This is a genomic window from Mycetohabitans rhizoxinica HKI 454, from assembly GCF_000198775.1.
Taxonomy (GTDB): Bacteria; Pseudomonadota; Gammaproteobacteria; order Burkholderiales; family Burkholderiaceae; genus Mycetohabitans; species Mycetohabitans rhizoxinica.
In genome coordinates, this window is the sequence record NC_014718.1 from 808,820 (window position 1) to 822,304 (window position 13,485).

9 protein-coding genes and 2 pseudogenes are annotated in these 13,485 nt (G+C 60.4%); 6 read left to right on the forward strand and 5 right to left on the reverse strand.

Annotated elements, in window-relative coordinates:
• Positions 1-189 precede the first annotated feature (189 nt).
• Both RBRH_RS15235 and mprF read right to left on the reverse strand, forming a co-directional pair.
• Complete coding sequence (locus RBRH_RS15235; RefSeq protein WP_013429050.1) at positions 190-1,470, reverse strand: virulence factor family protein; 1,281 nt, start codon at positions 1,468-1,470, stop codon at positions 190-192.
• On the reverse strand, positions 1,467-4,079 hold the full coding sequence (gene mprF / locus RBRH_RS15240) for a bifunctional lysylphosphatidylglycerol flippase/synthetase MprF (protein ID WP_041755090.1): 2,613 nt from the start codon (positions 4,077-4,079) through the stop codon (positions 1,467-1,469). The genes RBRH_RS15235 and mprF overlap by 4 nt, the downstream gene beginning before the upstream one ends.
• Positions 4,080-4,562: 483 nt before the next feature.
• Here mprF and RBRH_RS19500 point away from each other — a divergent pair, with 483 nt between their 5' ends.
• Positions 4,563-4,733: a hypothetical protein gene (locus tag RBRH_RS19500; RefSeq protein ID WP_157864597.1), complete on the forward strand. Its 171-nt coding sequence runs from the start codon at positions 4,563-4,565 to the stop codon at positions 4,731-4,733.
• Between the two features lie 473 nt (positions 4,734-5,206).
• Here the strand turns inward: RBRH_RS19500 and RBRH_RS18245 are convergent, their stop codons facing one another.
• From RBRH_RS18245 to RBRH_RS18255, 3 genes and pseudogenes are all read right to left on the reverse strand, one after another.
• Complete coding sequence (locus RBRH_RS18245; RefSeq protein ID WP_013429053.1) at positions 5,207-6,142, reverse strand: hypothetical protein; 936 nt, start codon at positions 6,140-6,142, stop codon at positions 5,207-5,209.
• Positions 6,143-6,605: 463 nt separating this feature from the next.
• Positions 6,606-6,922, reverse strand: a pseudogene (locus RBRH_RS18250) (transposase); the annotation flags it as partial.
• Between the two features lie 308 nt (positions 6,923-7,230).
• The gene (locus RBRH_RS18255; RefSeq protein WP_157864599.1) at positions 7,231-7,968 is read right to left on the reverse strand and encodes a hypothetical protein; all 738 of its coding nucleotides are present in this window, start codon (positions 7,966-7,968) and stop codon (positions 7,231-7,233) included.
• Between the two features lie 548 nt (positions 7,969-8,516).
• Between RBRH_RS18255 and RBRH_RS15255 the strand changes: the two genes are divergently transcribed.
• From RBRH_RS15255 to RBRH_RS15275, 5 genes and pseudogenes are all read left to right on the forward strand, one after another.
• Positions 8,517-10,055: an alanine/glycine:cation symporter family protein gene (locus tag RBRH_RS15255; protein WP_013429057.1), complete on the forward strand. Its 1,539-nt coding sequence runs from the start codon at positions 8,517-8,519 to the stop codon at positions 10,053-10,055.
• 189 nt (positions 10,056-10,244) lie between these two features.
• A pseudogene (locus tag RBRH_RS15260) lies at positions 10,245-11,091 on the forward strand (DMT family transporter).
• 163 nt (positions 11,092-11,254) lie between these two features.
• Entirely contained in the window at positions 11,255-11,650 is a 396-nt protein-coding gene (locus RBRH_RS15265) for a response regulator (protein ID WP_041755092.1), read from the forward strand.
• Between the two features lie 496 nt (positions 11,651-12,146).
• A complete protein-coding gene (locus RBRH_RS16590) occupies positions 12,147-12,362 on the forward strand; it encodes a hypothetical protein (protein ID WP_013429062.1) in 216 nt (71 codons plus the stop codon).
• A 66-nt stretch (positions 12,363-12,428) separates the two neighbouring features.
• Positions 12,429-13,016: an AAA family ATPase gene (locus RBRH_RS15275; RefSeq protein ID WP_013429063.1), complete on the forward strand. Its 588-nt coding sequence runs from the start codon at positions 12,429-12,431 to the stop codon at positions 13,014-13,016.
• Positions 13,017-13,485 lie beyond the last annotated feature (469 nt).

Consider the following 13,485-nt stretch of genomic DNA (forward strand, 5'->3'; position numbering starts at 1 on the left):
CTTTAGCGCCGATGACGACCGACGAACCTCGTGAGGCGCGCGAGCGCGAGCGCCGCCAGCTAGCGCGTGCAGTCCGCGCAGACCGGCATGGCCGTGCTTAAAGGGTTCGCGCTCATCGCGAGTCCCCCTGCAGCCTCAGCGGTAGCAGGAAGGGCACGGCACCGAAGCCGATGCTAAAACAGCGAGCCGCTAGCGGCGAAGCGCGATTTGCTTCTTCCAGCCGATCAGGATCCGTTGCGTCAATGTATCGTAGTCGCGTCCGAAATGGTGATCGCCGGGCATTTGCACCACGTCGACGCCGGTGCCGGCCAGCGCCGGGCACAGCGTGTCGGTTTCGTGCTCACCGTACACGCATTGGACGATCGAGGCGGGCAGCTTCACGACCTCGGGCTTAGCGGGCAGTGCGTCTGCGCTAGCCGGCATCCCGAGCCAGCCTGTTACGCGGATCTGAAAGTCGGCGGCCGGCGCGAAGCCGAGCAACGACACGTACGACACGCGCTCGCGCAACGGCTCTGGCAAGCGGTTATACAGGAATGGCATGACGTCGGCGCCAAACGAATAGCCGATCAGCGCGACGTCCCGTGCTTGCCAACGGGCGCCGTAGACGCGCAGCACGCGTGCGAGATCGCGCGCGGCCTGCTCCGGTGTCTTGTGACTCCAAAAATAGCGAAGACTGTCCCAGCCGATCACCGATACGCCGTCTTTTTGCAGATTTTCTGCGATGGTCTTGTCCAGATCGCGCCATCCGCCGTCGCCAGACATCACGATCGCCAGCATGCCGGAGGGCTTGGGCGCCCGCAATTCGGCCAGTGGCAGATCGGAGACGTCTTCGTCGTTGGTGGACGGCGCGCGCAGGTACGGCGCCGCCCATGTGCGCAGTCGCTCTGCCTGGCTCTTGCCCGCGGCTGTGCCAGTCACAAAAAAGCCGGGCAGCCCGGTGCCGCGGCTCACTGTCGGGTCGGGCGGGCACGGCTGGAACCGCGCGTCCAGCGTGGGCGTCGGATCCAACGACAGTGCGCCAGCCACTGTGTTCGCCGGTGCCTGGGCCAGGATCTGCCTGGCCAGCGTCGCGCCTTGTCCGGTTCCTGCGACGATTGGCGCGAAATAGCGGGACGAATCCAGCTGCCGTTCCAACTGATGGCTCAAGGCTTCGGCGTCACTCACCAGATGCTGGCAGCTTTGCGGCTTGGCAGCCAGATTCGCCGCATAGCGACGGGTATCGACGCCGACGACCAGCGCGCCATCGCGCGCCAACGCCTGTGCCGTTTCATGATCCGAGGCATGCCAGCCGTTTGCGTCGGAGAACAGCACGACAAAGCCGCGCAAGGGGCCGTCGGGACGGGTCAGCGTGACTTCGCCATAGCGGCCGCCGGGCAGCGTGCTGGTGGCGGCGGCGTGGGCATCGGGCAGCGCGAGCGCACACGCGGCGATCGCGCGAGTCGCGACGGTAATCAAAAAGCGGATTTTCATGAGCGCCAGCCTCCTGCCAGCAGCGAGATGTCGGCCAGTGTCACGAATAGGCCGAGTGAGCCGGACACCGCCAGGTAGCGCGGCTCCCAGTGCGGCTGAAACTTGCTCTTGAACCCTCGCAGGCCGCGGAAATTGTAAAAGCGTCCGCCAAGGTGCCATGCGAGTCGCGCGACACGCTGCCAGAGCGACGGAAATGGCGTCGGCTGCACGCCTGACAGCGGTGCGATGCCCAGGCTCAACGTGCGTAGCCCCGCATCCTTCAAATGCAGCGCCAGCTTCGTGAACAGATAGTCCATCGCGTATCCAGACGCATCCGGCAGGTGGCGCATCACGCCAACGGTCGCCTCGGTGTGCACGTCTGTCGTCATGAATGTGACGAACGCAACCGGACGGCCATGCTGGCGCAGCAGCATGACCGATTGCGCGGCGAGATACGCCGGGTTGAATGCGGCTACCGAAAAGCTCTTTTCTCGCGCCACGCGGCTTTGCAGCCACGCATCGGAGATCGATTTAAGCATTGGCATGGATTCTGGCATGCGCGCTGGTTCGATCATTTCAATGGCCAGCCCATCGCGTTCACCGCGCTTGAGCGCATAGCGAAGATGGGCGCGGTGCGATCCCTTCAAATCGAAGTCGGCCAGCGCGATGTTCGCTTCCTCGCCTAGCTTTAGCAGATGTAAGCCGGTATCAAGGTAGAACGGCAGCGCGTCGGCGCGCACCTGGTAGAACGCGGCGCGGCCGCCGTGCGTGTGCGCCAGCGCGACGAAACGGCGGATCAGCTCGGACCATTCGTCGCGCGGGCCCACTGGGTCGTGCAGCGCCACCCACGTGCGTCCACGCTTGGCATACATCAGGAAGGCCTGGCGCGACGCGGAGAACAAAAAGCTTTTGTCGCCCATCATGGCGAGCCCTGCGTCGCTGCGTTCCTGCGCGCGCACGATACGCGCCGCGTCGGCAAGATCCTGTTCGGCCGGCTTCATGAAGCGGCCGGCCGCTGGCCGCAGCAACTGCCAGAAGGCCAGCGCCGCTGCGCACAGCGCGGCCGCCAGCGTAGCGCGCAGTGCGCGCGGGGCCCGGCCGTCGAAGGCGAATTGCCACCATAGCTCGTGGGTGTACGGCACGTCGCGGAACGCGTACAGCAGGATCCACGTCGCGATGACGATCACGATGCCGACCGACACGAGCCAACCGGGCGTGAAGCGCTCGCCGAACAGCGACGAGCGGCGGTTGAAATGGTGCCGCGTCGCGATCAACAGCAACACCAGGATCCCGAGCACGCCGGCTTCGATGAATGCCAGCCCCTTGGCCAAGGACAACCCGAGGTTGACGCTGGCCAGCAGCAAGGCTAGCCACCATGCGGCATCAAGCCGGCGCAGCAGTCCGCGGGCGACGAACAGCAGCAGTACACCGAGCACGCTGGCGAGCAACTGCGAGCTTTCAAGGACCCACAGGGGCACGAGCGTGCTCAGCACCGCGATCCGGTGCATGAACGCCGGTGTTGCGCCGGAGACGATTAGCATGCAGCCAACCGCGAACGTGATGGTGCTCAGCAATAGCGGTGCGAGTTGTGCGAGGCCGCGTGCCGCGTGCAGTGCGGGAGAAGTCATCACCACGCGTTTGAGCGCGCGTCCCTCAAATATGACCAGCGCGCCACCGCAAACGAGCAGTGGCAGCCCGAAGTAGATGGCCCGGTAGGCGAGCAACGCGGCCACCAGTTGCGGCATCGGCAGGTCTCGTCCGAAGGCGATCAGCACCACGCCTTCGAATACGCCGATGCCGCCAGGGGTGTGGCCGACCATCCCGAGCAGCAACGCCGCTGCATAGACCGTTATGAACGTGGCGAAGCCGATTGACGTATCCGGCAACAGGGTCCACAGCGCCAGCGCGGCGCCGGCGACGTCGACGATCGACCAGCCTAGCTGGGCGATCAGATCGCGCCGCGACGGAATTGTCAGCGCGAGCCAGCGCTGCGCACCGCTGCCGCCAATCGTGTGTGGTCGACTGCGGCACGTCACCACCAGTGCCACGATCGCCGCGAGCGCGAGCGTACCCGCGCAGCGCAGCATCGATGCCGGCAGGTGCAGCGCCGACTCAAGCTGGCCGGCGACGAACAGCATGCCGGCTGCGCTTATTAGCACCAGCGCCGCGGCCAGGCCGATGCCGGTGAAGACGGTCAGGCGTCCGACCCGTGCCGGCGTCACGCCCGCCGCGCCGTAGATCCTGCAACGTACGGCCCCGCCCGTCAACGCGCCGAAGCCTGTTGCGTTGCCAATGGCCGAGCCGACCGTCGCACCGAGCAGTAACAATGCGCGTGGCACCCGCGCGCCGATGTGGTGCAGTCCGACCATGTCACGCCCGACTAGTCCGATATAGCTCACGACCGTGGCGGCGAGCGCGCCGGTCCATTCCGCGGCGCTTAGTTGGCGCAGTTGATGGATCACTGAGCGGTAATGGACCGCGTGAGACACATGCTGGAACAGTATGAGCAGTAGCGCGCAGCCGCCCAATGCAATTGCCGGGGTGATCAGGCGGCGCGTGTGCCGCAGCGTGGAACAGCGATTGGCCCCGGCGCGTGCAGTAAAGAGAGTCAGTTTTATTGGGGAAAACATGAGTGTGCGCGACTTTAATGAACCGCAGCTTGGTTTTCCGACGGCGACGGTCAGGCTGCGGAAAGACGTCATTAAAACGTCTATATCGGCACTTGCGTTGACAAAATTGAGTAATTGAGCGTGCGGGTAATGGTGCACCGACGGAGGGCGGGCGACTGCAGAACTTCAAATGGTCAGTCCGCTGCTCCCCGTCGCCCGCGGCAGGTATGTCTGCGAAGACGTGGGGAGAAGCCCTAAACTGCGTCTTCCTTTTGCTTTAGTTGCCAGTTGTAGCACCGTTCCATGCTAGCGGTGGGACGTCGCCGACCGCGCCGCTCCATTCTCGTATTCTCGCGGAATCGGCGGCGTTGGCGGCAGATCGCTGACATTCACTTTAGGGGGGTGCGTAGGACATTTCGGGGCAGTTTCGTTTCCACACTATTTTTTTTCGAGGGTTCTTGCTTCGCGTCGGTCCCATTGCGCGACGCCCATGGCAACTCCGTATTGGACGTCGTCGAGTGGGGCGGCAGTGAGGTGACAGGTGACTGGGGCAGCGATTGTTTTGCTGCGGATGCTTCTCTTTCGGCCAATTTGGAAAAATATTCAGGGTCCTCTGGTTTTAATGACCTTATCGAGCCGTTTGCAGGGTATTTCATTTTTTCATTAATTTCCTGAATCGTAGAGTCATTCGGTACCTTAGGCAGCTCAAATAAGCTGTCTGTCCATGGACGGTGTTGCGGGAGAATGTCATTCTTATTTTTATTTCTTTTGAAAAGTTTGTTAAAACCCGATAAAACCCCCGATGCGGAGCGGCGTGTCGCTGACGACGATGACCGCTCGTTTTTTGGGGCTGCTGGCTCATTAGTCGTGCGGCGAAAAAGGGAGGAAGAAGGGAAACGGAGACGTTCCATACTAATGACCTTTAATAGGTGGTGAATGTCGAATAGAGTAAGGGTTGGGTCTATTGCTTTTCCGTCATATCCGAGGTATTGGCGAGCGAAGCGAAGCATGGCGTGTCCAGGAACAGCCATCAACACGTCGCTGTGGAGTCATGTGGGTCCGCACGCTGCCCGTTGCTTGCCGCTGTGCGCAGAACGCCTGTTCCTACCGCTTCGCGAAAGGTCCATATGTGGCAAGTTTCCCCTGGGTCACTCCATTGTCGAATCTTTATCCGATTTGCTCAGGCCTGCTGGTGGAGCGTGATTTTCATGCTCGACAGGTAACCAATGCCCCGTCTCGCTCGCCGTTTTCCACCCTTCGAAGATCAAGGTCTGTTTGCGTAAAGACGCTGTCTCCATTTTTTGGGTGGTGAGTTGGACCATTGCTGCCCTTGCGAACGCCTCTTTGAATGAAGTGTGACTGCTTCGGATAGTAGAACCCGAGGGTCTTTTATTCGATTTCGGCGGACGGGGCGGTGTTGCCGGAGCGGTTTGCTTCGATGAAATGTTGCCTTCGGTAGGGCGGAAAGCCGGGATGGACGGTCTTTTTGTTGACTTCGGTGGGCGGAACGGTATGGTCGTGTCGGCTTGCTGCAGTTTTGTACTAGAGAGATCGGCGCCACGAAATTGTGCCTCATCGCGCGACGAGTGGGCTTGAAAATGAGCAAGTGATTCCTTTCGTTTGGGCAGGATGATGGTCGTGCCATTTACCGTGACTGTGCCAGTTTGGGCCGAGTTTTTTGTCCCAACTCCGGCACGATTGTCAGCAGGGGCAGGAGGTGGCGGGAATTGAGCAAACTGCTTAATGGGCTCGCTTTCCGGTGTAATCAGTTCGTTCTCCGGCATGGTTAACTGGGTTGTAGCCTGCCTAAGCTTGCTCTGCGAGGAGCCGCATGGGTAAAAGACCTTTTTCAGTAGCTTGGCCGCATTCCGGAATGTCCGTGACGCTTTCCAGTCGGAGGGGGCCTGCTTTTCCGTTGTCGGTTGCGTCGATATCGTCTTTTTCTTGCGGGAAGGCAATACGTCGAATTTGCTTTGCCGAAACCGCTCGTGTCCCGCGACGGTGTTGCCGGACGTCGTCACATTGCCCCGGGGTGTCGGATCGGGTTGGCGTGCTTGGCGAAATGGGTTGATCTTGATGTTCATGATGGTAGTTAGGATAGGAGTGGCTCACATACGCCGCCATCAGTTTCTGTTTGAATATCGGATCCGTACAAACGGTTCGGGACTTCGTGATGCAGTGGATGCCGGAATACCGATCGTGCAAAAAAAGGGATGGAACGAATAACGCATCCGTTCCACACTGATGGTCGTCGATGCTAGAGAAAGTAGGAGTAGCGTAACGGCCGTTAGACTGCCCGTTTCGGTCATAGCCGAGATATTGGCGGGCGAGGCGAAGCGCGGCGTGTCCAGACGGGGATAGGCCAGGGATCTTGTGTGCCGAGGTCAGTTAAAAGATCTCAACTGATGGCGTTCGTGAACCGGTCGCCGAACAGAATGGCGAACTGATTGACTGCCTGCCGCAAAGTTTCAAGCGTATGGTATGACCATCCGGGACAAGGGGCCTTGGAGGGCACTTCGGGTGGGCAGGCCGTTCATAGACGATGAGCGTGGCTTGCCGGTCAAGTAAAATATCAAGCTTCAACTCGCCATTGGACGTGGTTACCGTCTTGGGGCTTTGGTGCCATTGCGATGATTGCCATCGTTGTCTTGCTTGGCTTTGCTTTCCAGGTGGTGCGTTAGTTTCGCCGCGAGCATGCGCTCAGCCAGTTGCTTCTTCAATTACCCGGCTAAGCCCGATTCGCTCAAAATCGACTCGGCATCCCTGCTTTGCATCCGCGCCAGCAGTTGACCCATCAGTTCATCGGGGAGCAGCTTCAACGCCTTCGGGTTCTTGCTCTTTTTAGTCACTGTTGCTTCGGTCATAGGACGTTTATTTATTTCCGTTATCGTCTCATGATCCCGGCACACTAAGACTCTGGCAGGCTCCGGCACGCCGCTCGATGCTTGCCGCTATGCGCAGAGCCCCGGTTTCTGCCGCTCCGGCAAGGCCCCATAGGGGACAGGTTCCCCTGGGTCACTCCATCACGGAACCTTTATCCGATCTACTCAGACCTATGGGTGGACTATGGGTGGAGTGAGATTCCCAGGCTCGACAGGTAGCCAGCGTCCCGACTGTTTCGCCGTTTTCTACCCTTCGGAAACCAAGGTCTTTTTGCGTAAAGATGCTGGCATCATTTTTCTCTGTCTTCCCTCTCGTATATCTTAATCTCATCGGTGACCCATTGCGCGAGCGAGTCAAAATGTTTGGGCTGCTCGAACCTTAGAGTATTACCCTTCACTGTTTTCTCCCTTTCGGAGAGTAGGGTCTTTGTGCTTAACAACTTGGCCTTCATTGTTTTGTCTTCGACTTCGACTTTTTCGAATTTGACTTTTCTGACGTTGACTTGGCCTGCTTTTACCCTCGCGAACGCCTCTTTTGACGAAAAGCCACTGCTTCGAAGAGCCGAGACAGCCTCATGGGTGGCCAGATGCACGAGCGAGTCTTTTCGTTTGGGTGGCTTGATGCGTGGAGGAACACCCTTTGTCGTGCTGGTTTGTGTAGAAGCTTTCGTTCCAACGCCGACGCGATTGTCAGCGGGGACGGGGCGTGGCGGAACTTGAGGAAACCGCTTAATAAGCTCGTTCTCTGACAAAAGCTTGCTTTCCGACGAGCCGCATGGGCGGAAGACCTGTTTCAGTCGTTTGACCACATTCTGGGCTGTCCGTGACGTTTTCGGGTCGGTGGAGGTCCGCTTTTCCGCTGGCGGTTGCGTCGATATCGTCTTTTTGTTGCGCGAAAGCAAGCCGTCGAATTTGCTTTGCCAAGGTCGCTCGCGTCCTGCGGCGATATGGCTGGATGTCGTCACATTGCCCCGGGGTGTCGAAACGGATTGGCAGGCTTGGCGGAATGGGTTGATCTTAATGTTCATGATGGGCGGAAGGATAGGAGGTGGGTCCACATTACGCCGCTATCAGTTTCTGTTTGACTGTCGGATCCGAATAAACGGTTCGGGAAGCGAATGGCCGCGTGCTGTTGGATGGCGGGGGCGTACGTTTTATGTGTCAGCGTTCTCTCGGTGTAGCCGACAAATCGAGTGGGCATTCGACGGGGAATCCGTGGACTATCAATGATGGCCGCCAGTGGTTTAGGGCGACGCGACAGGCGACGTCAATAAGGAAATACCCGCAATTATCGATAAGTCAAGTTCTGGCGTTCTTAACGTACCTTCTCGCGCTGCTTGTCACCCTGACTAGCACTAGCCGGGAACCTCGACGAGCCACCATGGCTGCGAGGCGTGCGGTGACCACTGACTTCCTCCAAGCGAACCTTTCATTGTTATGGATTCAGGTAATTAATACCGATTCGAGCAGCGGTACAGCGAATAGCCGTAATTAATTCTCCTGGAACCACCCCTGCGGCGGCTTGTTATGTGTAAAATTCGGACGCTGAAATCAATTCGTAAGGGTTGTAACAGGAATGAGCGTGGGAGTTTTTCTGGCATCGGCCATTGGCCACCTGAACGGAGTGTTGTGGAACTACATGCTGATCGCGCTGTTGCTGGGCGCGGGAGCATGGTTCACATGGCGCTTTGCCGGCATCCAGCTTCGCGCACTGCCGCTGAGCGTGCAGACGTTGTTTTGCGACGATGGCGAGGGCAAGCGCAAGGGCGACGGCATTTCCTCGTTCCAAGCCTTCGCTACGGGGCTTGCGAGCCGGGTCGGCACGGGCAACATCGTGGGTGTTGCCGTTGCATTGAGCGCCGGCGGTCCTGGGGCGATCTTCTGGATGTGGCTGACCGCGCTGCTCGGCATGGCGCTCGCGTTCGTCGAGGCCACGCTCGCGCAGATATTCAAGGTGTCCCATCACGACAATACCTTTCGTGGCGGTCCGGCCTACTATATCTGGGTCGGATTGCGTTCCAGACGCCTCGGGATGGTGTTTGCCGCATCGTTGATTCTTGCGTTCGGCCTCGTGTTCAACGCGGTGCAAGCCAATTCGGTCGCGGACGCGCTGCATGCGTCGTTCGGTACAAACCGTGCCGTCACGGGGGGCTTACTGATCGTATTAATCGCGCCGGTGATCTTTGGCGGGATTCGCCGCATTGCACGCATCGCGCAGTTCCTCGTACCGGTGATGGCCTTCGGCTACCTTGCGCTGGCCGGCTACGTGCTGTTGGCGCACTTGAGTTCGTTCCCGGCGATGATCGCGTTGATCGTGCGCAGTGCGTTCGGTCTTGAGCAGGCGGCCGGCGGCGTCGCGGGCTACGCCATCAGCCAGATCGTCGCGGTCGGCATCAAGCGTGGGCTGTTCTCGAACGAGGCGGGCATGGGTAGTGCGCCCAATGCGGCAGCGACCGCGACCACGCGCCATCCTGTCACGCAGGGCCTGATCCAGATGCTCGGCGTGTTCGTCGACACGATCCTGATCTGCAGCGCGACGGCGTTGATCATCTTGTTGTCCGGAGAGTACCAGCCTGGCGCGCCGGTCGAGGGCGCAGTGCTCACCCAGCGCGCGATGTCCAGCCATGTGGGCGATTGGGGCGCGACGTTCCTGACGTGCGCAATCTTCATGCTCGCGTTCTCGTCGATCATGGGGAACTACGCCTGTGCCGAAGGCAATGTCACGTTCATCACGCGGCGCAAGGATGTGCTGATTGGGTTCCGATTCGCGGTGCTCGGCATGGTGATGTTTGGCAGCGTCGGCAAGCTGCCGCTGATCTGGTCGATGGCCGACTTGAGCATGGGGCTGATGGCCACGATCAACTTGTTAGCGGTCCTCGCGCTCGGCAAGTATGCACGCGCCGCTTGGCTCGACTATTGTGCTCAGCGTAACGCCGGCATCGCGCAACCCGTGTTCAACCGGCACACGATCACCGGCTTGGATGCGATATTGCCGCAGGGCGCATGGAATGGCGATGCATATCGCCATTCCACCACCCGAAAGGGCGTTGGTGCGCACTCGGTTTCGGCGAAAAGCGTGCGCTCGGTGCCGGCTTGGGCAACCGACTCTAAGTAACTGGCGATAATGTTTATCGGCGCTGCGGGGCTGCGGCGTCGCGTGGCTGGAAGCCGCAGCTGTGGCGCCCGCGGCTGTGCGGCGTGCGGTTGGCGGCAAGGCTGTCCCAGGCGTTGCGCATGCAGGTTTGAACGAGACCTGAGCTTTACGCAGCGCAGTAATGCCGATTTGGCGAACAGCACGTCTTCCATGGTTTTCGTCGTTGCTGCCGCGTTTGTCGCGTTGTGGTCAACGGGTTTTATCGTCGCGCGCGCAATCACGCTGTACGCTGACCCAAACCTGTATTGACTAGGGCGTTTTGCCGGCACCGCACTGCTGTTTACTGTGGTGTCGGCCTGGGTAGCGCACGTGCGCTGGTTCGATCGCGGTGAGTCGGGCAAACCTCTGTTGGCCGGCGCGCTACTGCAAGGCTTCTATCTCAGCGCGGGCTATTGGGCGGTGGCGCAGGGACTCGGCTTCGCCGTGATGGCTCTGCTAGGTGCGCTGCAACCGCTATTGGCGGCAGTCATGGCATTGATCGCGGTTGTTTGGAGAGCGGCTCTCGTTGCGAGGTTGGGCAGGCCTGTGGGTGGGTTTGGCGGGTGTGGCGCTCGTTCTGCTGCCTAAACTCGCTGCACACGACGCTGCTGTGCTGCCCCATGCGGTCGCCGGCGCGACCGCATGGGGCAGTGGATCGTGGTGACCGCGGTGATCTTCGCGGTATTAACGATCACGGCGAGGACGCTGTACCAGAAAATGTCGTTGTCGAGCGCGCACTTGAGCAGCGCCGCTGCGTTACAGAACGCCGGCGCCGCGCTGATCGCCGCTGGTCTCGCACTGGTGCTTGGCGAGCACCGCTTTGTCGCCGCGCCGCAACTATGGGCATCGCTGGCGTGGGGTATCGCGATGCTGTCGGGTGTCGCGACGACCTTGTTGGTTTGGAAGGCACGACGCGGTGACGCATCACGGGCGACGACTCTGCTGTTCCTGATGCCACCGTTGGCCGCATTAGAAAGTTATCTGGCGTTTGGGCGAAACGTTGCTGCCGGTGCAATAGATCGGATTTGCCATCGCGTTGGCGGGCGTGCTGCTTGCTCGCACACGAGCGTCCGCCCGCTGAACCGGTCGCCGATCGTGCACGCGAAGGTTTTCTTATATGTTTGAGTGCACGCGAGTTGCCGCATCCGGGAGCGGCGGCACTCGGATGGTTGGAGCTAAACGTGACGACGACTGTACTCCTTGTCGACGACGACCCGGAAACCCTTGCTGCCTGGGCCATTTGCTGCGCGCAGCAGGGCTACGGGGTGCAGAGCGCCACCGACGGCGGGCATGCGCTGGCACTGCTCGATGCGACACAAATCGATATTGTCGTGGCCGACTGGCGTATGCCCAAAATGTCGGGCAGTGCATTGTGTCAGGCGATACGTAATCATCCCGCGCTTGCCGACACGCTGTTCATTCTTGTGTCGGGCGAATCCAGTCCGCCCGCGTTCGTCCGCTATGACGCGTTCCTGCGCAAACCGCTGGATTATCCTGAACTGTTTGCAACGATGCGCCGGTTGCTCGACGTGCGCGCCGAGGAGCGCGCCGCGACGCGCAGGCTGCCAAGCGTCTGATGCCTTCGCGGCGGGGCGCGATGGCATGGCGCTGGCCACTGGCCGCTACGTGTGTCCGGCCATTGGCAGCCGGTGTGTGCAAGTGATCGTTGGGTCCTCGGCCACTGGCGCTGCACGGCCGTAGTTGGGTGTAGGTCGCGGGTTCTTCGCGCATGCCGGTTCCGAACGCCGTTTCATGTCCGTGATTCAGGGGCGCGCAACCGACCAGCCCAATATCGTTGTGCGGTATGCGGGCCTCGGTATAGCCGGCTGCGCGACGCGCTGGCCATTGATCCGTCCTCGCCAACAAGGCTCGACGGCACATCGATGCTGCACCTGTTGCTGATCGAGATCGGCCGGATGTGTCGGCGCGCATTGCGTTGTTCATGTACGCGGCCAAATCGCCGTATCGCGACAAGCCGCACTTTGACGGCCAGAACGTGCTCCAGAACGGCAGGACGTTGCCGTATCAAGTCCGGAATGGCTGATTGAACCGCTGGTCGCCGCTCTGCTCGGCATGGATGCCGCGCGTGACGAGGCGATTGCGCTCGCTCCGACCATTCAGTTGGCGTTGCGCGGTGCCGCTGGCATGACCTCATATGCGACATCGTCGTTGCCGCAGGTCCCGGACGACTTGCTGTTCCGCGTCACTCAACTGTATAACGGCGATCCGCAACTGCACCGCCTATGGCGTGCGACGATGCAGGCGCGCTCACTGGCGATCTGCGAATAGCTGGGCTTGCAAATAGTGGATCTGCGAATAGCTAAATCTGTGAAGGATTGAATCGGGGCGACGCCAATGGCAGATAATGAGTTCATTTGTGTGGACCGCTTCCATGTGATCACCGGGGGACCAGGGTCGGGCAAGAGCACGCTGCTCGACGCGCTGCAGGCGGCTGGCTATGCACGTTCAGTCGAAGCAGGCAGGGGGGTGATCCAAGACCAGGTACGGATCGGCGGTCCAGCGCTGCCATGGCATGATCCCGCGCTGTTTGCGCAACTGATGCTGTGCTGGGAGATGCGCTCGTATCATTTGGCTTGCGAGTGCGGCGTGCCGGTCCTGTTCGATCGAGGCGTGCCCGATGTCGTGGGTTATCTTCGTCTTTGCGGCTTGCCAGTGCCGCCACACGTGTTACGCGCCGCGCAATCGTTTCGCTACAACTGCCAGGTATTCATTGCGCCTCCTTGGCGCGAGATCTTTGTGCAAGATACTGAAAGAAAGCAAGATTTCGACGAAGCACAGCGCACATACGATGTGATGGTGTCGACATACGACGCACTGGGCTACCGCTTGGCCGAGCTGCCTTGCGGGCCGGTGAGTGAGCGGGCCCGGTTTGTCATCGAGCGGATTACGTGTGGCGGGGCGCTTACGATCGCCAGACGCTGAACGCCATCCTTGATGGCGCGTACGCGCGTCACCTCGCGTTCGCCAGCGATCGCGGCGCGTACGGCATCCCGATGGCGTGCTGGCGGGACGGTGACTGTCTATAGGCAAGTGGTACAAATATGATCACCACTGGCTGATGCCGCAGCAATCATTTCGCTCGACGTTGCGTTGAATCGCGTTTAGGTGCGCACGTTGTATGTCACGCGCATCGGATTGCCGTCGGGGCCGATGATGCGGGGAATAGGGTTCATGCTAGCCGGCGCGGCCGACCCCCGTGCAGGCGGTGGCGTGACCGATGCGGTCGCTGTTCCGCCAAGTGCGAGTTCCGGACGTATCACCGGCAGCGTTTGCACGCAGTGCGATCGTCGGTGGCAATTGCCGTTCTGTCAACGGCTTGCGCTGCGTATGCCCAGCTTATCCACAGCCTTCCCAACATATTCTGGGGATAACACGACACCGCGGCAAACTA